The sequence below is a fragment of the Nocardia lijiangensis NBRC 108240 genome (assembly GCF_001613045.1).
GTDB classification, from domain to species: domain Bacteria; phylum Actinomycetota; class Actinomycetes; order Mycobacteriales; family Mycobacteriaceae; genus Nocardia; species Nocardia lijiangensis.
On the sequence record NZ_BDBP01000002.1, the window covers coordinates 76,418 to 99,341 of the forward strand.

Below are 22,924 nucleotides of genomic sequence, written 5' to 3' on the forward strand. Positions count from 1 at the left end.
CGCCGGAGGGCGTGGACTTTCCACCAGGCACGTAGGTAGTTCCATGACCGATTCGCGACAACCGACCCGCAGGCAGGCGTGGGAGCGCGCCACCAATGTTCCGATGATGGCGTTGGCGGTGACCTTCCTCGGGGTGTACGCGTGGCATGTGCTCGACACGGGCGCCTCGCCGCAGCTGGACTCCTGGCTGACCGGCGTGGACGTGCTGATCTGGGCGATGTTCGCGGGGGACTTCGCGGTGCGGCTGTGGCTGTCGACGAATCGGTGGCGGTTCGTGCGGCGTCGTCCGCTGGAGTTGCTGATCGTGGTGCTGCCGCCGTTCCGGCCGCTGCGGCTGTTGCGCGCGGCGCTGCTGCTGTTGGACACGTTGAACCGCAACACCGTCACGCGGGCCCGGCTCTCGGTGTTCGTCGGCGCCAGTTCGGCGCTGATCCTGCTGCTGTGCAGCCTGGCGTTCTTCGACGCCGAGTACGGCGTGGCCGACAGCAAGATCACCGACTTCGGCGACGCCCTGTGGTGGTCCGCGGTCTCGGTGACCACCGTCGGCTACGGCGACGTCTATCCGGTGACCACCGAGGGCCGCTTGATCTCACTGATCCTGATGACCTTCGGCATCGGCCTGATCAGCTTCGCGATCGGCACCACCACGAGCTGGGTCATCGATCAGCTGAAGACGGTGGAGGCCAGCGCCGAGCGCACCGATCGCGAGATCTCCGTCCTGCTCGACGAAGTCCGCGCGCTCCGAAACGAAGTCGCCACGCTGCGCGAAAGCACCGCGCCTCGCGAAGCCGAGCGGCGCTGACCTGCCTCTCGACTACTTCTGTTGGTTGCCGACGGGCTTCGAAGCCGGTGACGGATCGGGCGCGACACCGTCGTGCGCGACCATCGCCTCTTCGCGCCCGAGCGTGGGGCCGTTCGCGAGCAGACCCACGATCGGCCACGGCGCGGGCTCGGGTTTCACCCCGGCTTCGGCGTCCATGCCGAGCGCCTTCTGCGCGTCGGCGTTCTTGATGCCGTAGCGCACGCCGGTGTCGGCGACGTAGAAGAGGGAATCCTTACGCCTGCTGTCGGGTTCGATGCCGGTGGTCTGGACGAACGCACCGGTACCCGGCGGCACGTACACCGAGTCGGCGTTCGGCCCCGATCCGTCGGCCTGGGCCAGCGGGACCGCCTTCGCCTTGTCCGGCATCGGCAGCGCGACGCCGGTGATCACCGAGAGCTCGGCGGCCCTGCCGCCGTCCTTGTTGTCCGCGGCGGCCGGAATCGGTTTCCAGGAAAGGCAACTGATCGGGCGGTCCTTGACCTCGACCACGGTCGGCTGCGCCTCCGGGTAGGTGTCCACCGCGAGCGAGCCTGCCACCGGCGCGCTCACCCGATCGGTCTGATCGATGACGGTGCTGCCAGGCGACGGACGGTGGGTGTTGCGGATGATGTCGGCGGTCAGCTGCGAGACCGGCTGCAGTCCGTCCTGCAGCACCACGTAGTCCTGGTCCGGCTCGGTGGCCACCTGCACCACGTCGCCGACGCGGTGCCCGCCGACCTGATAGCTCACGGCCGCGCCGGGATCGTTGATCTTCGGCGGAATGATCTGCGGCACTTCGGGAATCGCGTTGAGCAGGCCCTCGCTGACGGGGCGCGGCGTGGCGCCGGTGATGCCGAGCGCGTCGGTCACCCTGCGATCGCTCATGTCCACGCGGGCGCGGGTCTCGTTGTAGACCAGGTACGCCTGCTCCTTCACCTTCACCAGCAGCGCGCGGTCGGCGGGCAGCACCGAGGCCTTCTCGCCGAGTTCGGGATCGCCTGCCAGGACGGTGGTGGTGAGGTCTTTGGAACCGTCGACCTTCATCACGTCGCAGACCGTCCAGGCCCGGCCCTTGCCGTCCTTGTCGTAGCGCAAAGCCGCTGGCGCGCCGGGGATTCCGATCAGCTGGCCGCGCGGCTTCTTGCCGAGCTCGGACTCCTTGACGATGACGGCCTTGCCCGATTCACCGGACGCGAGGCGCGCCGAGGCCAGGTTCAGCGCCGGATGCACGACGCCGTCGATCATCACGTAGACGCCGCCGGACTCCTTGCCGATCAGCAGCACGTTCTGACCGATCTTGTCCTGCGGGCGGAGCAGCGCGAGGATGCCGCAACCGGCGAGCACCACGCAAGCCAGGACCAGACCGGCCGCGAACGCCCGGGATTGGGAGCGCATGGGATCGTGCAGCATGCGCACATCCCGGCGCACCAGCGCGTGCTCCATCCGCCGTACCAGGAAGCGGTAGCCGCTCACCTGCCAGCGAGTGGTGGGTTTTGAAGGCATGGTTCCTCCCCCGAACAGTGCTCACGTTCGCGGAACACAGTACAGTTCGCTGGGACTCTTGTTCAGCTCGGCCGGTGGAAACGGTCGATACCGGGTACTTTTTGGGGGACGCTGATGGCCGAAGCCACAGGGGCGGGTTCGCGCCCGCTGCTTGGTCGCATCTCGCTGCCGAATCTGGTGATCGCACAGGTGATCGGCCTGATCGCCGCGGTGATCGCACTGGTGGCAGGCCTCGGCGGGTGGCCAACGCTCGCCGTCGCCGTGGTCGTCGGCCTGCTTCCGCTGATCCCGATCGCCAAACGCACAGTGCTGGACTGGATCACGACCTGGTGGCGCTATCTCACCCGCCGCGACTACGAAATCGGCGACACCGTCGACTTCCGCGGACCCGACGATCGCTCGCTCGGGCTGTACTGGGACGGCACCCGCGTGGTGACGGTGGTCGAGGTGCTGCCGCCCAAGGGCGGGTTGACCCGCATCTCCAGCAGCACGGTGCTCGCCTCGCACCTGCTGCCGCTCCCGGAACTCGCCGCGTGCCTCACCCAGCACGACATCCTGCTCAGCGGCATCGACATCATCAGCCACGGACACCGCAGCCGCGCGGGCACACCGGCGGGCAAGATCTACGAATCGCTGCTCGGCCCGCTGCCTGCCACCGCGCACCGGGCCGTCTGGCTGGCGATCAGCTTCGACGCGATCGCCAGCCCGGACGCCGCGGCGCGCCGCGGCGGCGGGAGCGAGGGTGCCTCGCGCGCGGTAACCATTGCGACGCAACGCATCATGCGCGCGCTCGAGGACGCCGACTGCAGCGCGCGCATCCTCACCGCCCCCGAGATCCGCAAGGCCGTCCTGCAGATCACCGCGGGCTTCGATCCGCGCACCCTGACCCACCGCTGGCGCTACGCCGAGATCGGCAACGCCGTCAACATCGGCAGCGCGGTCGATCCGAAGCAGCTCGGCTCGGATCTGCTCGCGCAGTTGTGGGTCGCGCCCTCGCGCGGCACCACCGTCACCGTGCGACTGCGCCCCGGCAGCTCCGCCGAATCGGTGAGCATCGGCGCGGCTTGGCGGCTCACCGCCCGCGAACTGCCCGAGCGCGGCAAGCTCGCGGGCATGGTGTCGATGAACGGGCGCCACCGCGACAGCCTGCTCGCGCACCTGCCGCTGGCCGTGCCGGGACTCGACGACACCGTGCCGATGACCGAGTACCCGATCGACGTGATCGGCGCGCTGCACCTGCCCTCCTCCGGATGCGGACAGCTCATCGGCTCCGACGAGAACAACCAGGGTGTGGCCGTCCGCATCATCGGTACCGGCATCTCGACGGTCTACGTGGCAGGCGAGCTCTACCTGGCGCAGCAGTTGGCGTTCCGCGCGCTGGCCGTCGGCGAGCGCATCCTGATCCGCACCGACCGGGCGCACGCCTGGGAGAACCTGGTGCAGACCATCGGCAACCCGGAACGCCTCGCCATCGCCGTCGAAACCCACCAGTCCGACGCGGGTTTCACCGCGACCGTGGTGGACGGGGTGCTCGCGCCTGCGCCGCACGCCGGTGTCACGACGATCTATGTGACCGGCGACCCGATGGGCTGGCCCGCGACCCGGCCGGACCTGTCCGTCCATCAGCCCGGCGCGATCGGCAACCACGTGGTGCTGCGCACCGGAACCGCGCAGGTGGACCTCACCCTCGTCTCGATTCCGCGCGAGGCCACCTACATCGGGCATCCGCGCGGGCGCAGGCCCGTCGCCGCCCAGTGACGATCCGGCGTCAGCCGGGGTAGGGGTCGGCTGCCCTCGCGGCCCGCAAATGCCGGGCCCACCAGTCCAATTGGCGGAGCAGACGCTCGCTCGCGTCGATCGCCGCGCCGTCGGTGGGCGTGCCCGTGGCGTCGAACTGCCGCTTGGCCTGGTGGATGCTGACGGTTTCGCGGATGGAGACCATGTGGATCTCGGCGACCACCTGGCGGAGCTGTTCCACCGCGCGCAGGCCGCCGGAGAGTCCGCCGTAGGAGACGAAACCGATGGGCTTGGCGCGCCATTCGCGCTTCGCGGTGTCGAACGCGGTCTTGAGCGAGGCCGGGTAGCCGTGGTTGTACTCCGAAGTGATCGCGACGAAGGCGTCGGCAGCGGCCAGCCTGTCCCGGTACGCCTGGGCTTCCGGGGTCTCGGTGAGATCCGTCGGGAGTGGCGTGTCGATGAGATCGATGACGCCGGTGTCGAATTCGGGCCTGGCCCGGACGACGCGCAGGAACCACTCGGCGACCACCGGAGCGAACCGCTCCGGGCGCACACTTGCCACGATGATTTCGAGCCGTACCGGGGTGTCCACCGGGCGAGCGTAATGGACGCGGGCCGCCCACGGCCGGAGCGTGGCCGCGCACGCACTCCCCACGGCCCTGGAACACTGCCCGGCGGGGCACGGTGAACGCCGCGAACGTCAGCCCGCGGCAGCCACCTCCGCAGCGCCCCTCGCGAATTCGGCGAGCCCGTCGGCCGGGACCACCTGTGCGGTGAAATCCAGTGTGCGCCTGGCTCGTTCGGGGTCGGCGACGAAATGGCGCACGTCGTCGATCCGGTACTGGCCGGTCACGATCGGCGACGGACCGCCGCGGGCCTTGGCCATGATGGACGCGACCTCCCAGAGCGTGATCGGGTGGCCGGAGGCGATGTTGAGCGGAACGAAGCCGGGCAGCTGGCGCTCCACCGCGGCACGCGTCGCGGCGGCGGCATCGCGGACGTGCACGAAATCGCGCACCTGCCCGCCGTCCTCGAACACCCGCGGCGCCTCCCCCGCGTGCAGTTCCGCACGGAATCGGGTGGCCAGACCCGAGCGCGCGCCCGCGCCGTACAGGTTGTGGTAGCGCAACACGGTCACCGCCGCTCCGGTGCTCAGACCCCAGGCCAGCGCGTACTGTTCCTGGGCCGCCTTGCTCGCGGCGTAGAAGCTGCGAGGCCGCAGTGGCGCATCCTCGCCGACGCGCTCCCAGGTGAGTACCTCGCCGGTGCGCGGCGCGCGGTGGTCGAACATGCCGCGGTCCAGGTCGGTGCGCGAGCGCAGGCCGGGGAAGAACGGACCGCCGCGCACGCTGCGGTAGCGACCTTCGCCGTAGACGGTGACGGACGAGGCGAGCACCAGCCGCCGTACCCCGGCCTGGCTCATGGCCGCCAGCAGGATCGCGGTGCCGTGGTCGTTGTGCGTGGCGAACGCGGCGATGCCGGAGTCCGATTCCGTGCTCGGCTCGGTGACGGCCGCCAGGTGACAGACCGCGTCCGCGCCGCGCAGCAGCGGCGCGAGCCCGTCGGCGTCTCTGACATCCGTCCTGACGACGCCCTCGGGCGGCTCGGCGCCGGGCCCGTGCACGTCACCGAGCATCAGGTCGAGCGCGATCACCTCGTGCCCGGCGGCCGTCAGCGCGCCGCGCACGTGCGATCCGAGGAATCCGGCGGCCCCGGTGAGCAGTACTTTCATCGCAGCCACACCCCGCCGCCCGCGGCCGGAACCCGGCCGATAGCGGCACGAACGTCGCACCGTCGCATACGGTTACGGTAGTGCGAAGGGCAGCGACACGCCGGTATGGACACGGCACCGATCGCAGGTGTCGGTGCCGTCGATCGCCGCCACCGAGGCGCGGACGAGTTCCTTGAACGGGGCCAGGTTGCGCTTGAACTCGGCGAAGACGTCGACGGCGTGCACGCCGGAGCCCTCCTCCAGTCCCGCGTCCAGGTCGGTCACCAACGCGACCGCGGCGTAGCACATTTCCAGCTCGCGGGCGAGCACGGCCTCCGGGTGACCGGTCATGTTCACCAGGTCCCAGCCCTGACCGGCGAACCAGCGGCTCTCGGCGCGGGTGGAGAAGCGCGGGCCCTGCACCACGACCATGGTGCCGCCCGCCTTCAGTGGCAGGGCGTCGACCTCGGACTTCACCACCGCGCGGCGCAATTCCTCGCAGTACGGATCGGCGAAGGAGACGTGCACGCCGCCGCCGTCGAAGTAGGTCTGTGGACGACCGGAGGTGCGGTCGACCAGCTGATCCGGCACCGCGACCGTGCCGGGCCCCCAGTCGGCGCGCAGGCTGCCCACCGCGCACGGCGCCAGGATCCGTCGCACGCCCAGCGAGCGCAGCGCCCACAGGTTGGCCTGGTACGGCAGCGTGTGCGGGGCGTATTCGTGCTGCTTGCCGTGCCGGGGCACGAAGGCCACCGGCCGTCCCTCGACCTCACCCACCGCGATCGGCGCGCTGGGCTTGCCGTACGGCGTGTCGACATCGACCTGGGTGGCGTCGTTGTCGAAGAAATCGTAGAAACCACTGCCGCCGATGACGGCGAGGGCGGGCCGGGGAAGCGAACTCATGGGCTCGATTCTTCCGTCCGCCCATCCCTCCCGCGCAACCGGGACCGGCCCGGGGAACCGACACGTGATCGAGCCCACTCGCCCGCGTCGGCAATGATAGGACGATTCATCGATCCAGCTGGAGGTGGTTGTGGCGCGCGCGGGCGTTTGGCTGACCGTGGCGAGCGGTCTGGCATTCGCCAGTTCCGGACCGCTCGCGAAATCCGTGCTCACCGCGGAATGGTCGCCCGGCGCGGTGCTGGCCGTGCGGCTGACGGGAGCGTCGGTGGTCATGCTCGTGCTCGCCGCGCTCGCCGAACCCGAAGGCCTGCGGGGCAGCGTGTGTCATCTGCGCACCATCGGCGCGTTCGGCGTGATCGCGGTGGCGGGCGTGCAGGCGACGTTCTTCCTGTCGCTGGAGTACCTCCAAGTCGGGGTGTCGCTGATGATCCAGTTCCTCGCGCCCATCGCGGTGATCGGCTGGGACTGGGCGGTGCGCGGGCGGAGGCCGTCGGACGCCACCCTGCTCGGCGCGGCCGTTGCGCTCTGCGGAGCCGCCCTGGTGATCGACGTTTTCGACGCGGGCGGGCTGAGTCTGCCCGGCTTGGGCTGGGCGGCGCTGTCCATGCTGTGCAATGCCGCGTTCTTCCTGCTTTCCGCGCGCACGTCGGACAGCCTGCGCCCGGTGGTGCTGCTCGGCACCGGCTTGACCGTGGCTGCGGCGACCAGTTGGACGCTCGGCGCGCTGACCGTGCTGCCGATCCACTTCGGCGGCGCCACCGCCACGATGGCCGAACGCCACCTCCCGGCCTGGGTGGCCCTCGCGCTGCTGATTCTGCTCAGCACCGTGGTGGCCTACCTCTGCGGTGTGGCGGGCGCGGCGCGCATCGGGGCGACGCTCATGTCGCTGATCCTGTTGAGCGAGGTGCTGTTCGCGGTCGCGCTCTCCTGGCTGCTGCTCGGCGAGGCGGTGGCGCCGATCCAGTTGTTCGGCGCACTGCTCGTAATAGGTGGAATCGCGCTGGCCAGGTACGGTGCCGATCAGCGCGTGGCACGGCGCGGGGAGACCGCGCCCGGCCGCGCGCTGACCTGACAACACGCCGGAACGGATGTACCCTAGGGGGGTATTAATGGAGAGAATCTTCCGGCAGGCAGCAAGGAGACAGTCGGTGACCACCCCGGACGCGAACATCACCAAAGACCAGCCGGACCACGACCACTCGGCACACGGCTACATCACCGCCAAGGACGACTACCTCAAGCGCCTGCGCCGCATCGAGGGGCAGGCCCGCGGGTTGCAGCGGATGGTCGAGGAAGAGAAGTACTGCATCGATATCCTCACCCAGGTCTCCGCGATGACGAAGGCACTACAGGCCGTGGCGATGGGCCTGCTGGAGGATCACATCAGCCACTGCGTGGTGGACGCCGCCGTCGCAGGTGGCCCCGAGGCCCAGGCCAAGATCAAAGAAGCCACCGACGCGATCGCCCGCCTGGTGCGCTCCTGATCGACGCGCATGCCTGCGCCTCGCCGGCGCTCGGCCCAGGCATGCGCGAAGCGCGCTGGCACATGATTCGCTCACCCGTGGCGCCGCCGGTAGGCCGCGGCCGCGCCGGGGTGCAGCGGGATGGGGCCGGTGCCGATCAACGAACGCGCGTCCAGGAATTGGGTGCCCGCGGCCTCCGCCGGGACCAGCGCGTCCGGACGCCCGGCGAGCAGGTCGACGATCGCGGCGGCGGCCTCGTCCGACAGCGCGGGCGACGCGAGCAGCAAGTTCGCCACGCCGACGGTGTGGATCGCGGAGGCCCCGGGATAGGCGTTGCCCGGGATCTCGACGCGATCGTAGATATGTCCGTAGCGCTGGCGCAGCGGGGCGGCCAGCTCACCGAGATCCACCAGACGCATGCGCAGCGGCACCTCCAGCGCCGCGGTCGGCACGCCGCCCGCCCACAGCAGCGCGTCGACCGCACCGGAGCGCAGGGCCACCGCGGCGTCGCGCAGCGGGCGATGCTCCACGATGACATCGGTCGCCGGATCCAACCCTGCGGCGAGCAGAATCCGCTCCCCCGTCAGCGCCGCGCCGGAGCCCTGGGCGCCCAGATTCACCCGCCTGCCCTGCAATTCGGCCACCCGGCGGACCCCGCTGTCCGCGCGCACGGCGAGCTGGAAGTAGTTCTCGTAGACCCGGCCGAGCGCGAGCACACCGCCCGGCGCGCCCCTGCTCGAATCCGCGAGTGCCAGACCGGCTTGCGCATCGCCCCTGGCCAGCATGGCGAGATTGTCCCGCGATCCAGAGGTGGCGACCGGCTCGATCCGCACCGTTCCCGCGTCGGCGGCCGCGGCGGCGAGCAGACGCGCGAACGCGTGATAGAAGCCGCCCACCTCACCCGAGGCCAACCGGACCACCGGCTCGTCCCCGGACCCGCACCCGGCGACACCCGCAGCGCCCGCGACACCCGCGGCGCCGATGGCCGCGAGCGCCAAGAACTTTCGCCTGTCCAGCCGACCCGTCACGGCGCCACCACCGCCGGGAGACGTACGGCGATCGCGAGTCCCTGCGGAGCTACCGCGTCGACCGAAAGCACGCCACCGCGCGCCTGTGCCAGGGCCGCGGCAATCGGCAGACCTAGGCCGGAACCGCCTGCCTGCGCGGCAGAGCCGCGGAAGAACCGCGTGGTGAGCTTGTGGATCTCGTCGGCGGGCACGCCCCGGCCGTCGTCGCGCACCGTCACGGTGACCCACCCCGGCTCCATCCCGACGGACACCACGGTGTGCGCGCCGGATCCGGCATAGCGGTTCGAATTGCTCAGCGGCACATCGAGAATCTGCGCGAGAACATCCGCGGTCACCGCGACCTCGGCGGGCCGCCCCGGTTGCTCGGCGCGCAGCGACTGCCCCGCGGCGGCGAACGCGGAATGCCAGGCGTCGATGCGGTCTGCCACGACCTGTCCTGCGTCGCAACGGTGTTCCGCCGCACCCACCGCCGTAGCGAACGCGTCCCGCGTCTCCGCGACGGCGAGGGTGAGCAGACCGTCGAGCAGTGTGGTGAGCCGGTCCACCTCCGCGCTCGCGCCGCGGAAGGTGTCCGCGGCGGTCTGCGGAATCGCGTACTCGAGCGAATCCAGCCGGATGGTGAGGGCCGCCAGCGGATTGCGCATCGCGTGGGCGGTGTCGGCCACCAGCTGACGTTGCGCCTCCGTCGAGTCGGCGACCGCCAGCGCCATGGCATCGAAGGACTCGGCGACTTCGCGCATTTCGGGTGGCCCGCCATAGTGGCGGGCGATCGAAGCGGGCGGCGCGTCCTCGCTGGCCTGCGGCGCGGACCGCGCCTTCGGCAGCGTCGCGGTCAACTCGGCGACGGCCCGCGAGAGCGCAGCGAGCGGGCGCAGCACCCAGCGGCTCAGCGTCAGCGCGAGCAGTGTGAAGAGCACCATCGCTACGACACCGCCGACGCCGATGATCAGCCACGCGTGGGTGATGTCGCGGCGCGCCTGCGCGGTGGACGCCTCGATGACGACGGCGCCGTTGACCTGCACCCCGGTCCCGACCGGTCGCGCGACGAGCAGCATCGGATCGCTCCACGGCATGAGCCGGTCGATCGGGTGCGGCCGCTGATTGCGCCGCGCGTCGGAGACCGCCGCGACGACGGCCGGATCAATGATGTCCACGCCCGCGTTGACCGCGGTCGCTCCGCGCGCGTCCACCACGAGCACGTTCTCGCCGTACAACTCGTGGTACCGCGCGACCTCCTCGGCCAGCGCGGCGTCGTTTCCCTCCAGCGCCACGGCGTCGGCGAGGGTGGCGAACCGATCCGCGTCACCGGAGCGGCCGAGCATCAGCTCCTGGGTCCGGCTCGTGGCGTAGGTCAGCGAGAGCGGCACCGCGAACGCGAGGACCGCGATCGCCGCGAACACCGTCAGCGCGGCAAGCAGTCTGCGCCGCATGACGTTCCGTCCTCCACGCTCACTGGCCCCACCGGTATCCGTACCCGCGGATCGTGGTGATCAAGCCCGGCCGGTTCAGCTTGGCGCGCAGACCGGTCATGTGCACGTCCAGCGAACGCGAAACCGCGACGAACGCGTCGCCCCAGATCCGGTCCATCAGCTGCTGGCGGCTCACCGCGGCGCCCGGCCGCTCCACGAGCGCCTCGACCAGCTCGAATTCCTTCTGCGTCAACGCGACCGGTGCCCCGCCGACCTCGACGACCCGGGCCGCGAGATCGACACGCACGTCGCCGGTGACCACCTCGCTGCGCTCGGACTGCGCGACCGCGGCCGCCCGGCGCATCACGGTCTCCAGCCGCGCCATCAGCTCCGCGATCCGCGGTGGCTTGACGAGATAGTCGTCCGCGCCGCCGCGCAATCCGCGCACGATGGACCGTTCGTCGCTGCGCGCGGTCAGGATCAGCACGGGGACCGAGCTGACCTCGCGCAGCTGCCGCAACACCTGCAGGCCGTCGCCGTCGGGCAGACCGAGATCGAGAATGACGGCGTCGTAACCCCGATGGTCGAGCAGCAGCTCGCTGCCGCGACGCTTGCGCTCGGCCAGGTAACCGCGGGCATTGAGCGCTTCGACCAGCGCGTCGCCCACGCCGTCGTCATCTTCGACCACCGCAAGCCGCACGCGCCGATCCTGCCACATGGGCAGGATCGGCGCGGAGACGAGTCGCTCAGCCACGCACGGCGGCCATGGAGCGGTCGTCATCGCTTCCTGCGCTCGCCGCGGCGGCGCGCGCCTTTTCGTCGGCTTCGATGGTGGACTCCGTCGAGGTCTCCCGCATGAAGTAGTAGGTGATCAGCGAGATCGCGATGCAACCCGCCACGTAGTAGAAGTACACCGACTCCGCGCCCGCCTTCTTCAGCGCGAGGGCGATCATCTCCGCGGTGCCACCGAAGATCGCGACGGTGAGCGCGTAGGGCAGGCCGACGCCGAGCGCGCGGATCTTGGTCGGGAACAGCTCGGCCTTCACGATGGCGTTGATCGAGGTGTAGCCGGTGATGATCAGCAGGGCGAGCATCATCAGACCCCAGGCCGCGACCGGGTTCGAGGTGTGCGAGAGCAGGGTCATGATCGGAACGGTCAGCAGCGTGCCGCTCACGCCGAAGAAGATGAGCAGCTTGCGACGGCCGATCTTGTCGGACAGTCCGCCCGCCAGCGGCTGGATCACCACGAAGACGAGCAGCGCGATGAAGTTGATCCAGGCCACCGTGCCCTTGGAGATGCCGGAGGTGTTGATCATGAACTTCTGCATGTAGGTGGTGTAGGTGTAGAACGCGACCGTGCCGCCGAGGGTCAGGCCGACCACGAGCAGGCACTCCCGCGGGTACTTCAGCAGCAGCCGCAGCGAACCACGCGCAGACCCCTTGGCTTCGTTCGAGCCGGAGGCCTCCGCCTCGAACGACGCCGACTCGTCCATCCCGCGCCGCAGCAGCATGACCACGATCGCGCCGCCCGCGCCGATTACGAACGGGATTCGCCAACCCCAGGAGTGCATCTGCGCGGTGGTGAGCACCTGCAGCAACACGATCTGCACGCCGAGCGCGGTGAGCTGACCGGCGACCAGGGTCACGTACTGGAAGCTGGAGTAGAACCCGCGCCGACCGGCCGAGGCGACCTCGGACAGATAGGTCGCGCTGGTGGCGTACTCACCGCCGACCGAGAGGCCCTGCAGCAGTCGCGCGAGCAGCAGCAGCACCGGCGCGGCGATGCCGATGGTCTGGTAGTTCGGCGTCAGCGCGATGAGCAGCGAACCGGCCGCCATCACCGTCACCGAAAGGGTCAGCGCGGCGCGCCTGCCGAACCGGTCCGCGTAGCGGCCGAGTGCCCAGCCGCCGAGCGGGCGCATCAGGAACCCGACCGCGAACACCGCCGCGGTGGACAGCAACTGCGCGGTCGAATCCCCTTCGGGGAAGAACGCTTTCGCGAAGTACACGCTGAACGCCGCGTACACGTACCAGTCGTACCACTCGACCAAGTTGCCGATCGATCCACGCAGCACGTTCGCGACAACGCGGCGCTCGCCCGTGGGCTTTGTCGTAGACATCGAATCTCCTCCTTCAACGCTTCTTCGCGTCAGCTGGAAGAGAGTGTGTCGGCAGTCACAAGGGGTTCGGAAGCGTGCGACGGGTTTCCTAACTGTCTCTTAGTACGATCACCCGCCGCACGCCCGCGCAGGTCAGGCGCGCAGCAAGGGGGCCAGCGCGCGCAGCGATTCGAGGTAGCTGGGGCCGAGCGCCTGCAGGGCGACGTGGTCGGCGCCCGCGTCGAGGTGGGCCCGCAGCTGCTCGGCCACCCGCGCCGCGCTGCCGTGCACGGCCAGCTGGTCGATCAGCGCGTCGCTGCCGGGGGCGGCGACATCGGCGTCGTCGAAGCCGAGCCTGCGCAGGTTGGCGACGTAGTTGGCCAGTCCGAGGTACATGGGCACGATCGTGCGGCCGACTTCGCGCGCCCGCTCCGGGTTTTCGTCGAGGACGAGCTTCTGCTCGACGGCGAGCAGCGCGTCCGCACCGAGGATCGCACGGGCGCGGCGGGTGTGCTCGGGGGTAACCAGATACGGCAGCGCGCCCGCGGTCCGCTCACGCGCCAGCTCCAGCACCCGCGGACCCAGTGCGGCGAGGGCCCGCCGCTGCTTCGGCACTCCGGCCTCGTCCAGTTCGTCGAGATATTCGACCAGCGCGTCGTAGGGCTTGCGGTAGGGGCCGTTGAACTCGGGGTGCCCGGCGCCGACACCGAGCAGGAAGCGGCCGGGGAAGCGCTCCTCGATGCGGTGGAACGAATCGGCCACGATCTTCGCCGGGGCCGACCAGATGTTCACGATGCTGGTGGCCACCGTCAGCGAATCCGTCGCTGCGAGTAGCGATTCCACCACCGGCAGCTCCGCGGGCGGGGAGCCGCCGAGCCACACCGTTCCGTAGCCGAGCTGCTCGAGCTCGTGCGCCTCGTCCGGAGTAACCCCCTGGTAGCCGCGCCATACACCGAACTGTCCGAGACCATCAATTGTCATGTCGGAAACGAACCTCCGCCGTCCCCGTTCCTATTCCGGACCGCGGCGCGCGACATGTTTCTCACCCGAGGAAGTGTTAGCACTCACAGCAAGAGAGTGCTAACTTTGATGGTGCACAGCTTCCGGCCCGACCATCCCCGCCGCCGAAAGAGCCACGCCGCGCCGCATCGAGATATCCGGCCACTCGCAGCCGAAGACCATCGAAGCGAGCACCGGCTACTGAACCACTCCGGTACCGCGGTTCGCTGGAGCCGGCCGCGGTACCGGTCCCCTATCAGTCGCCGCCGCAACAACCTCGATCCGGCACGGTCCGCATTTCCCTGGTCTCGGCATTGCGCGCCGCCAGGTCCGCGTCGGCCGGATAGTCGACCGCGACGAGGCTCAGGCCGTGGGCCGGGGCCACGGCCACCGCGCTCGAACGCTCGGTCTCCCCCAGCAGCCCGGCGATCCATTCCGTGGTGCGCCTGCCCTCGCCAACGGCGAGCACCGCGCCGACCAGGCTGCGCACCATCGACCAGCAGAACGCGTCGGCGCTGACGAACGCGGTGAGCAGATCACCCTCGCGCTCCCACTCGAAGCGCTGCAATTCGCGCACCGTGGTCGCGCCCTCCCTGCGGCGGCAGAACGCCGCGAAATCGTGCAGCCCCAAGAGTTTCCGTGATGCCGCGCGCATCGCCTCCAGATCCACGCCTGGGCGGCACGACACGACGCTGTGGGCGCTCAGCGGCTCAGCGCCGTACCGCGCGGTGGTGAGCCGGTACACGTAGTGGCGGCGAATCGCCGAGAAGCGCGCGTCGAATTCGGGCGGGGCGATCCGAGCGGCCTTGATGCGCACGTCTTTCGGGAGGAAACGCGCCATGCGGTGGACGAGCTTGTCACCGTCGAATTCGGCGGTGGTGTCGAAGTGCGCGACCTGCCCCTCGGCGTGCACTCCCGCGTCGGTGCGGCCTGCGACGGTCAGCTGGATCGGCTCGCGGAACACCTTGCTCAGCGAGTCCTCCAGCACGCCCTGCACGGTCCGCAGGCCGGGTTGGCGGGCCCAGCCGATGAAATCTGTTCCGTCGTAGGAGATGTCGAGGCGCACCCGTACCGCGTCCCGGGGCTCGGTCGCCGCCGTCGGGGACACTGGAGACGCCGCCGGGACAGCAGAGCCGGTCTGTGCGCTAGCCGATTCCATCGAATCCTCCACTGTCACAACAACTTCTCGTCGAACGCGAACAAGCCCACGGAGTCACAACGGGCCGCAGACCGGTTCGGCCGATCGACGCGAATGAGCCCGCCACCCACAGGGGCGGCGGGCTCATTCGAGAAAACCCGACCAGGTCAGGCGTCCTTCTTGTCCTCGGCGGCCTCGTCGGCCTTCTCCTCGGCAGCCGGAGCCTCGGCCTCGGCGACAGCCTCGTCGGCCGTCTCCTCGACGACCTCGGGAGCGGCCTCCTCCGCCTTCTGGGACGCGGCAACGCGACGGGCACGATCGGCCTCGTTGGTCACGGTCTTCTCCCGGACCAGCTCGATGATCGCCATCGGCGCGTTGTCACCCTTACGCGGCAGCGTCTTGGTGATGCGGGTGTAGCCACCCTCGCGACCCTCGAACGACGGCCCGATCTCCGCGAAGAGCGAGTGCACGACGTCCTTGTTGCGGATCACCTTCAGCACCTCGCGACGGTCGGCAAGGGAGCCGCCCTTCGCCTTGGTGATGAGCTTCTCCGCGTAGGGGCGCACGGCCTTGGCCTTGGCCTCGGTGGTGGTGATCCGGCCGTGCTCGAAGAGCGCCGTCGCCAGATTGGCGTAGATCGCCTTCTGGTGCGACGCCGACCCGCCGAAGCGGGCACCCTTCTTGGGCTTAGGCATTGTTGTTTCTCCTTGTATGCGGCCGGGCCGGGGCGCCTACCCCAGCGGCCTAGAGCTGTTCGGTCTCGGCGTAGTCCTGCTCGCCGCCATCGGTGTCACTGAACGTGCCGCTGTCGCTCCACGTGCCGGTGCTCGCGTCGTAACCCACCACGGAGGACGGGTCGAACGACGCCGGGCTGTCCTTCAGCGAGAGGCCGAGCGCGTGCAGCTTGACCTTCACCTCGTCGATGGACTTCTGGCCGAAGTTGCGGATGTCCAGCAGATCCGACTCGGTGCGGGCGACCAGCTCGCCCACCGTGTGCACACCCTCGCGCTTGAGGCAGTTGTAGGACCGGACGGTGAGGTCCAGGTCCTCGATCGGCAGACCGAACGAGGCGATGTGATCCGCCTCGGCCGGCGAAGGGCCGATCTCGATGCCTTCGGCTTCGACGTTCAGCTCGCGAGCGAGGCCGAACAGCTCGACCAGGGTCTTGCCCGCCGAGGCGAGCGCGTCCCGCGCACTGATGGAGTTCTTGGTCTCCACGTCCAGGATGAGCCGGTCGAAGTCGGTGCGCTGCTCGACACGGGTGGCCTCGACCTTGTAGGTCACCTTGAGCACCGGGGAGTAGATCGAATCCACCGGGATCCGGCCGATTTCCGCACCGGACGCCTTGTTCTGCACCGCCGGGACGTAACCGCGACCGCGCTCGACGACGAGCTCGATCTCGAGCTTGCCCTTGTCGTTCAGGGTGGCGATGTGCATGTCCGGGTTGTGCACGACGACGCCGGCGGGCGGCACGATGTCACCCGCGGTGACGGTGCCTGGGCCCTGCTTGCGCACGTACATCGTCACCGGCTCGTCCTCCTCCGAGGACACGACCAGACCCTTGAGGTTCAGGATGATGTCGGTGACATCTTCCTTCACGCCGGGGACGGTGGTGAACTCGTGCAGAACGCCGTCGATGCGGATGCTCGTGACCGCGGCCCCCGGGATCGAGGACAGCAGGGTCCGCCGCAGCGAGTTGCCGAGGGTGTAACCGAAGCCCGGCTCGAGGGGTTCGATGGTGAACTTCGAGCGGTTCTCGGCGACGACCTCTTCGGTCAGGGTCGGACGCTGGGAAATCAGCATGAGGATCATCCTCCTTTTAGGGCGCCCGCTATTTGACGCCTCGTTTTAAGGGGTTGCGCTCGACCGTCCGGCGAACCGGACGACCGAACACCAGCGGCATGCGCTGATTACTTCGAGTAGTACTCGACGATCAGCTGTTCCTGCAGCGGCACATCGATCTGGGCGCGCTCCGGCTCCTGGTGGACCAGGATCCGCAGACGGCCCGGGATCACCTGCAGCCAGCCCGGAACCGGGCGATCGCCGACGGTCTCCCGCGCGACCTGGAAAGGCAGGGTCGGCAGCGACTTTTCCTTGACATCGATGATGTCGTACTGGCTCACCTTGTAGCTGGGCACGTCGACCTTGACGCCGTTGACCAGGAAGTGGCCGTGGCTGACGAGCTGACGGGCCTGGCGACGGGTGCGCGCCAGACCGGCGCGGTACACGACGTTGTCGAGACGGGTCTCGAGCAGACGAAGAAGGTTGTCACCGGTCTTGCCCTTGAGGCGGTTGGCCTCTTCGTAGTACCGGCGGAACTGCTTCTCCATGACGCCGTAGGAGAAGCGAGCCTTCTGCTTCTCCTGCAGCTGGAGCAGGTACTCGCTCTCCTTGATCCGCGCACGGCCGTGCTGGCCGGGCGGGTACGGACGACGCTCGAACGCCTGATCGCCGCCGACGAGGTCGACGCGCAGACGACGCGACTTGCGGGTGATGGGTCCGGTGTAACGGGCCATTTTGCTCTACCTTCCTTTCCCGCTAGACGCGACGCCGCTTGGGCGGACGGCAGCCGTTGTGCGGCTGCGGGGTGACATCGGAGATCGTGCCCACCTCGAGGCCGGCGGCCTGCAGCGAGCGGATCGCGGTCTCACGGCCCGAACCGGGGCCCTTGACGAACACGTCGACCTTCTTGACGCCGTTCTCCTGCGCCTTGCGGGCAGCGTTCTCGGCGGCGAGCTGCGCGGCGAACGGGGTCGACTTACGCGAACCCTTGAAGCCGACGTGACCCGACGACGCCCACGAGATGACGTTGCCGTTCGGGTCGGTGATCGACACGATCGTGTTGTTGAACGTGCTCTTGATGTGCGCGTGGCCGTGCGGGACGTTCTTCTTTTCCCTGCGACGCGACTTCTGGGTCTTCTTGGGGCCGGAGGCCCTGCTCTTAGGAGGCATCCGTATCCCTTACTTCTTCTTGCCTGCGACGGTGCGCTTCGGGCCCTTGCGGGTGCGCGCGTTGGTCTTGGTCCGCTGGCCACGCACGGGCAGGCCACGACGGTGGCGCAGGCCCTGGTAGCAGCCGATCTCGATCTTGCGGCGGATGTCGGCCTGCACCTCACGGCGCAGGTCGCCCTCGACCTTGAACTCCGAGGCCTCGATGTAGTCGCGGAGCTTGGTCAGGTCGTCGTCGCTGAGGTCCTTCGAACGCAGGTCAGGGCTGACGCCGGTGGCCTCGAGGATCTCCTGGGAGCGGGTACGGCCGATGCCGAAAATGTAGGTCAGCGCGATCTCCATGCGCTTTTCGCGCGGGAGGTCGACGCCCATGAGACGTGCCATGTGGCAGTTTCCTTAATCGTTGCGGAGGTCTGCTCCCTGTCCGTTCCCCCGTCTTGAGTGGGGCACCGGCCTCCGTACCGGTGGTTGGCTCGCACGCCTCGTTCCCTCTCTCGAGAGCCCGAATTTCCACAGCGTGCGGCTGGAGCTGGGAGTTCTTCTGTGTGCCAATCCGAACTGCGTTCGGTGCTTGGCGGTGAGACTTCGATCAGCCCTGGCGCTGCTTGTGGCGCAGGTTGTCGCAGATCACCATGACCCGGCCGTGGCGGCGGATCACCTTGCACTTCTCGCAGATCTTCTTGACGCTCGGCTGAACCTTCACGTCCGTCCAATCTCCTTGCGGTTCACAGGGGTGTGAACACAGTTTTTCCCCAGCCTGGCGACTGGGGAAGTCTTATTGTCCTCGTCCTCGCGGACGATGGCCTCTCCGGGGAGAGACTCTGGGTAAAAGCCTTGGTCCGTGCCTGACCCAGCCGCGTGAATCGACTCAGGCGAGCGCATTTCGCGAGCGTGGCTCGCCCACTCGATTCACTTGTAGCGGTACACGATTCGGCCGCGCGACAGGTCGTAGGGTGAAAGCTCGACGACCACCCGGTCCTCGGGAAGGATGCGAATGTAGTGCTGCCGCATCTTTCCGCTGATGTGCGCGAGAACCTTGTGACCGTTCTCGAGCTCGATCCGGAACATCGCATTGGGCAGCGGCTCGACAACTCGACCCTCGACCTCGATGGCCCCGTCTTTCTTCGCCATGTCCTCCGCGATCCCGGTTCTCGATTCGGCGTTGCCGATCGAACCTGGTGTGATTGCTTGGTGTCTGCTTGTATGTACCGGGTCGGCGTCAACCGGACCGGCGGCATGCAAACAGGCGGCGCATAGGTGCACCGCCGCTCCAGCTTACCGGGAGGCGTCCGATCCGGCAAAAACGCCCCGCCGCGAAGCCCCGGGACGGCCGCTCCCTGCCCCACGTCGCCGGGGGCAGGTCACGTAAACTGACCGAGTCCAGGAAACGGTCGAGCAGACTTAGGGGGATGCCGTGAGCCAGCGTACCGGGCCAGCCGTCGGCACTGCGCCCCTCGGCCACGGCGGGGCCGAGCGCGAGCGCAGCGGGCGAGCCATCTCGGACACGACGAAACCGAGCGACAGTGAGGCGATGCGGTGAGTCGTAACAACGATCTCCCGATGCTGCCGCCGTGGCTGTCCGACAGTGACGTCACCGGCGGTTACGAGGCACCGGTAGAGAATCTCCCCCACGACGACCTGATCGACGACGCATCCGATCGCAAACGCTCGCGCCGCAAGTCCCAGTCGCCCGAGAGCCGCAACGACGCGAATCAGGGTTCCGGCCGCAAGGACAAGAAGCGCAGGTGGCTGGGCCGCGACAAGGACGAGCCCGCCGAGGAACAACTTGCCGAGCCCCCGGCCGCTGAGCCGCGCCGTCCCGAGGCGCCTGCCGATTCCTGGGGCACCCCGCAGTCCGGTGATCGATGGTCGTCCGGCCCCGACTCGGGTGACGGCCGGCCCGGGGACGCGCCGCGGCAAGGCCAGGCGGAGCGCAACGATCCCTGGCAGCAGACCGAAGGCCCGGGCAGGCAGCAGCCGATGGGCGGACCGGATCACCCGGCCCCGCCGCAGTTCGACGCCCACGGGCAAGCGCCGCATCAGTCGACCGGCGGGCCCGGTCAGGCACGCCCGGATCAGACTGGCGGGCCGGGCCGGACGCCACCGCAGCAGTTCGGCGAGCCGGGGCAACCGATCGGCGGGCCCGGTCAGGCGCGGCCCGAGCAGGTAGGCGGGCCTGGGTATCCGCCGCAACAACCGGTAGGTGACGGCGGGCCTCAGTGGAACTCCGGGCCGGAGCAGTTCGGCGGGCCGGGTCGAATGCCGCAACAGCACGGCGGCCCCGGACAAACGGGCTACCAGCCGACCGGCGGACCCGAGTACCAGCCACCGACCGGCGGGCCCGGGTACCAGCCACCGATGGACGGGCCGGGGTACCAGGGGCAGCCGCCGACCGGCAGACCCGGACAGCTGCCGCAACCACCCATCGAAGGGTCGAGCCATGTCGCGCAGCGGCAGGGCGAGGCATGGGGCGGACAGCCGCATCTGGACGACCCGAGGTCGTCCACACCGGGACGACAAGACGGACACTCGGGCCTGCCCACCCGGCAGCCGAGCCAGCCCTCTTCTGCCTTCCAACCCCTCGGTCAGCGCACACCCGAGCCGACCGCTCCGCCGTCGGCTTCCGAGCCGCCTCCGTCGAACGAGGCGACCACTCGCTACCAGCGGCTTCCGGACCTGCCGCCACCGCCGAGTCAAGTCGGGCCGGCACCGGCCGCCGAGGACAGCTTCGCCCCGGCGACCGACGACCACGTCTCCGACCCGCGGGCCGAGCACAGCGTCACCGACCGGGCGGCCGAGAACTACGACGCCGCTCAGTCTGCCGAGAACCGCATCCCCGTACGGGATGCCGGAGATCCCGTCTCCACTCCAACAGCAGAGACCCAGGCGAGCGCGGGGCACGGCTCTGCTCAGGCTGGCGCGGGCTACGCCTCCGCTCAGGCGAGCACGGGACATGGCGCCACGCCGGCGAGCACCGGACACGGCGCCACGCAGGCGGCGCAAGACCCCAGCCCCGCTCCGAGCGCGGCGGAGCACGTTTCGCCTTCGGCGGACGCAGAACGTGCGACAACCGAATTCGACGGGGCCCCACCGTGGCTCGCTGGCCCGAGCGCGGGCACTGCGACCGAGTCACCGACCGCAAGTACCGGGACCGCATCACCACCCTCGACCGGCCCGACCGCAGGTACCGCGACCGCATCACCGACCTCGACCGGCCCGAGCGCAAGTGCCGCGACCGGTTCGCCGACCCCGACCGGCCCGACCGTGGCGCCGACCGCGGAGCAAGGCCACGCGCGCACTCAGGAGCGGCCGACCCCGCCGAGCGACGGTCCGCCGTCCTGGCTCGGCGGCGCCGAACAGCACCAGTCGGGCGAGCGTCCCGAACTCCCTCCGCCGCCAACGAGATCGACCGAACAGCCTGGCACGCAGGCGACCTCGCCGACGGACGCGTCCCCGCGCGACACCGGCAGGCCCGCCCCCATCGCGAGGCCCGACGGCCAGGGCATGTCCGCTTCGGCCGATCCCGCGAACCGCGCCGAGCACCCGAACTCCGCATCCCCCGCGCCCGGCGAAGGGGCGGGTTTCGATGCGGCTCCGACTACTTCGGCTCGCCCGGACGATCGGACCGAGGGCCGGGCCCCCGGCGAGGACGTCGAGTCCGCACGCGCCGCGGGCGGCAGGCACCGGCTGCCCGCGGAACCCGACGCGGGTGAGCGGCAGTGGGGTGCACCGGGTCCCGCGCAGGATGGGCACCGGGCTCCGGTCAGCGATCAGCCCGCACCCGGCCAGGTGCGCCGAGATCCCGGCGTGTTCGCGCAGCAGGGCGGCCAGGCCCCCGGCGGCGAAATGCCTTGGAGTCAGGGCGGATACGGCGCGCAGCCGCTGCACCCGCAGGGCGGCCAAGTGCCCGACTACGGCTATGCCGACCAGCGTCAAGGCGGCTACGCCCCGGCCGCGGGCCCCGACCCCAGCGCCTATCACATTCCCGGCGATCGGCGCCCCGGCGAGCCGGGGTATCCGGCGCAGCCCGGGCCAGGACCGGTCGACCACGCGAACAGCGCGCCCGGCTTCGTCGCGCCTCCGGCAGCCGATCAGCAACCGCCCGCCCCGCCTTCGTGGAATCAGGGCGCGCAACCTCCCGCGCCGCCGCAAGGCCCCGCGGCCGAGAGCTGGGGTCGGCAGCCGCAGGGCCCGGCCGGTGAGAACTGGGGTCAGCAGCCGCACGGCGGTCCGCGCCAACACCAGCAGGGTCAGCCCTCGCTGGACGACGTCCCCCTGCGCCGCGCCAAGAAATCGCCCGGCAGCGGCTGGCGCAAGGCCGTGCACCACATGTCCGGCGGCGCAATCAATCCCGGCATGTCCGCCGAGGAGCTGCGGCTCCAGGAACTGGTGGCTCGAATCCGGCAGCCGGTCCGCGGCGACTACCGCATCGCGGTGCTCTCGCTGAAGGGCGGCGTCGGGAAGACGACCACCACCATGGGCCTCGGCTCGATCTTCGCCTCCATCCGCGGCGACCGGGTGATCGCGGTCGACGCCAACCCGGACTTCGGCACACTCTCCCAGCGCGTGCCGCTGCAGACCCGGTCGACGGTGCGCGACCTGCTGCTCGATCCGTCGATCGAGCGCTACTCGGACGTGCGCAGGCACACCTCACAGGCCACCAGCCGACTGGAAGTGCTTGCCAGCGAACGGGATCCGGCGGCGTCGGAAGCCTTCAACGACGAAGAGTACCGAGCGGTCGCGCGAATCCTGCAGCGCTACTACAACATCATCCTCACCGACTGCGGCACCGGTCTGATGCATTCGGCGATGGCGGGTGTCCTGGATCTGGCGCATTCGCTGGTGCTGATTTCCTCGGCGGCGATCGACGGCGCTCGCAGTGCCGCGGCGACGCTGGACTGGCTGTCCCTGCACGGTCACGATCACCTGGTGCGCAACGCCGTCGTGGTGATCAACCTGCCGCGCGAGGGTTCACCGAACGTGGGCGTGCAGCAGTTGCGCGAGTACTTCCTGTCCCGCTGCCGCGCGGTGCACATCATCCCCTACGACGCGCACCTCTCGGAGGGCGCCGAGATCGATCTGCACCGGCTCAGCAAGCAGGCCAAACGCGCCTACGTGGAGCTCGCCGCGACCGTCGCCGACGAGTTCGGCGTCGATCACCGCCGCTTCCACACCTGAGCGCG

Annotated in this window: 22 protein-coding genes; 5 read left to right on the forward strand and 17 right to left on the reverse strand. The window is 69.6% G+C overall.

Translation table 11 applies throughout. From position 1 onward, the window contains the following. Positions 1-43: 43 nt before the first annotated feature. Positions 44-802, forward strand: a complete 759-nt coding sequence (locus NL1_RS01255) for a potassium channel family protein (protein WP_067833134.1) — start codon at positions 44-46, stop codon at positions 800-802. 12 nt (positions 803-814) lie between these two features. On the opposite strand, the gene eccB is transcribed toward NL1_RS01255, so the two are convergent. After that, positions 815-2,305 (reverse strand): type VII secretion protein EccB, encoded by a 1,491-nt coding sequence (gene eccB, locus NL1_RS01260; protein ID WP_067833137.1) that lies wholly within the window; start codon positions 2,303-2,305, stop codon positions 815-817. Positions 2,306-2,419: 114 nt separating this feature from the next. Between eccB and eccE the strand changes: the two genes are divergently transcribed. Then, positions 2,420-4,063: a type VII secretion protein EccE gene (gene eccE, locus NL1_RS01265; RefSeq protein WP_067833140.1), complete on the forward strand. Its 1,644-nt coding sequence runs from the start codon at positions 2,420-2,422 to the stop codon at positions 4,061-4,063. Between the two features lie 10 nt (positions 4,064-4,073). Here the strand turns inward: eccE and NL1_RS01270 are convergent, their stop codons facing one another. From NL1_RS01270 to NL1_RS01280, 3 genes are all read right to left on the reverse strand, one after another. Continuing rightward, positions 4,074-4,634, reverse strand: coding sequence for an NADPH-dependent FMN reductase (locus NL1_RS01270; RefSeq protein ID WP_067833143.1), 561 nt, complete (start codon positions 4,632-4,634; stop codon positions 4,074-4,076). A 108-nt stretch (positions 4,635-4,742) separates the two neighbouring features. Next, positions 4,743-5,774, reverse strand: coding sequence for an NAD-dependent epimerase/dehydratase family protein (locus tag NL1_RS01275; RefSeq protein ID WP_067833248.1), 1,032 nt, complete (start codon positions 5,772-5,774; stop codon positions 4,743-4,745). A gap of 72 nt (positions 5,775-5,846) precedes the next feature. Further along, a complete protein-coding gene (locus tag NL1_RS01280; protein ID WP_067833146.1) occupies positions 5,847-6,656 on the reverse strand; it encodes an S-methyl-5'-thioadenosine phosphorylase in 810 nt (269 codons plus the stop codon). A 124-nt stretch (positions 6,657-6,780) separates the two neighbouring features. Here NL1_RS01280 and NL1_RS01285 point away from each other — a divergent pair, with 124 nt between their 5' ends. Together NL1_RS01285 and NL1_RS01290 are read left to right on the forward strand one after the other, a co-directional pair. Next, the gene (locus NL1_RS01285; RefSeq protein ID WP_067833149.1) at positions 6,781-7,728 is read left to right on the forward strand and encodes an EamA family transporter; all 948 of its coding nucleotides are present in this window, start codon (positions 6,781-6,783) and stop codon (positions 7,726-7,728) included. A 76-nt stretch (positions 7,729-7,804) separates the two neighbouring features. Further along, a complete protein-coding gene (locus NL1_RS01290; protein WP_174553379.1) occupies positions 7,805-8,140 on the forward strand; it encodes a metal-sensitive transcriptional regulator in 336 nt (111 codons plus the stop codon). Positions 8,141-8,211: 71 nt separating this feature from the next. On the opposite strand, the gene NL1_RS01295 is transcribed toward NL1_RS01290, so the two are convergent. The 13 genes from NL1_RS01295 to infA form a co-directional block, all read right to left on the reverse strand. Further along, the gene (locus NL1_RS01295; protein WP_067833152.1) at positions 8,212-9,147 is read right to left on the reverse strand and encodes a TAXI family TRAP transporter solute-binding subunit; all 936 of its coding nucleotides are present in this window, start codon (positions 9,145-9,147) and stop codon (positions 8,212-8,214) included. Next, a complete protein-coding gene (locus NL1_RS01300) occupies positions 9,144-10,577 on the reverse strand; it encodes a sensor histidine kinase (protein ID WP_067833155.1) in 1,434 nt (477 codons plus the stop codon). Before NL1_RS01300 ends, NL1_RS01295 begins: the two co-directional genes overlap by 4 nt. A 19-nt stretch (positions 10,578-10,596) precedes the next feature. After that, positions 10,597-11,256: a response regulator transcription factor gene (locus NL1_RS01305; protein ID WP_067833254.1), complete on the reverse strand. Its 660-nt coding sequence runs from the start codon at positions 11,254-11,256 to the stop codon at positions 10,597-10,599. A gap of 46 nt (positions 11,257-11,302) precedes the next feature. Then, positions 11,303-12,676 (reverse strand): MFS transporter, encoded by a 1,374-nt coding sequence (locus NL1_RS01310; RefSeq protein ID WP_067833158.1) that lies wholly within the window; start codon positions 12,674-12,676, stop codon positions 11,303-11,305. 132 nt (positions 12,677-12,808) lie between these two features. Further along, the gene (locus NL1_RS01315; RefSeq protein ID WP_067833161.1) at positions 12,809-13,636 is read right to left on the reverse strand and encodes an LLM class F420-dependent oxidoreductase; all 828 of its coding nucleotides are present in this window, start codon (positions 13,634-13,636) and stop codon (positions 12,809-12,811) included. A gap of 274 nt (positions 13,637-13,910) precedes the next feature. Further along, entirely contained in the window at positions 13,911-14,720 is an 810-nt protein-coding gene (gene truA, locus NL1_RS01320; RefSeq protein ID WP_307621604.1) for a tRNA pseudouridine(38-40) synthase TruA, read from the reverse strand. A gap of 239 nt (positions 14,721-14,959) precedes the next feature. Continuing rightward, positions 14,960-15,487, reverse strand: a complete 528-nt coding sequence (gene rplQ / locus NL1_RS01325) for a 50S ribosomal protein L17 (RefSeq protein ID WP_067833167.1) — start codon at positions 15,485-15,487, stop codon at positions 14,960-14,962. A gap of 49 nt (positions 15,488-15,536) precedes the next feature. Further along, complete coding sequence (locus NL1_RS01330; protein ID WP_067785162.1) at positions 15,537-16,595, reverse strand: DNA-directed RNA polymerase subunit alpha; 1,059 nt, start codon at positions 16,593-16,595, stop codon at positions 15,537-15,539. Positions 16,596-16,702: 107 nt separating this feature from the next. Further along, positions 16,703-17,308 (reverse strand): 30S ribosomal protein S4, encoded by a 606-nt coding sequence (gene rpsD, locus NL1_RS01335; RefSeq protein ID WP_067833170.1) that lies wholly within the window; start codon positions 17,306-17,308, stop codon positions 16,703-16,705. Between the two features lie 22 nt (positions 17,309-17,330). After that, complete coding sequence (rpsK, locus tag NL1_RS01340; RefSeq protein ID WP_014981768.1) at positions 17,331-17,744, reverse strand: 30S ribosomal protein S11; 414 nt, start codon at positions 17,742-17,744, stop codon at positions 17,331-17,333. A gap of 9 nt (positions 17,745-17,753) precedes the next feature. Then, complete coding sequence (rpsM, locus tag NL1_RS01345; RefSeq protein WP_043687550.1) at positions 17,754-18,125, reverse strand: 30S ribosomal protein S13; 372 nt, start codon at positions 18,123-18,125, stop codon at positions 17,754-17,756. Positions 18,126-18,330: 205 nt separating this feature from the next. Further along, entirely contained in the window at positions 18,331-18,444 is a 114-nt protein-coding gene (rpmJ, locus tag NL1_RS01350) for a 50S ribosomal protein L36 (protein WP_011207363.1), read from the reverse strand. A gap of 206 nt (positions 18,445-18,650) precedes the next feature. Further along, the gene (infA, locus tag NL1_RS01355; RefSeq protein ID WP_003418601.1) at positions 18,651-18,872 is read right to left on the reverse strand and encodes a translation initiation factor IF-1; all 222 of its coding nucleotides are present in this window, start codon (positions 18,870-18,872) and stop codon (positions 18,651-18,653) included. Positions 18,873-19,277: 405 nt separating this feature from the next. Between infA and NL1_RS40090 the strand changes: the two genes are divergently transcribed. Then, positions 19,278-22,919 carry a nucleotide-binding protein gene (locus NL1_RS40090; RefSeq protein WP_373862510.1) on the forward strand — a complete coding sequence of 1,214 codons (3,642 nt, stop codon included), beginning with the start codon at positions 19,278-19,280 and terminating at the stop codon, positions 22,917-22,919. The last annotated feature ends 5 nt before the right edge of the window (positions 22,920-22,924 follow it).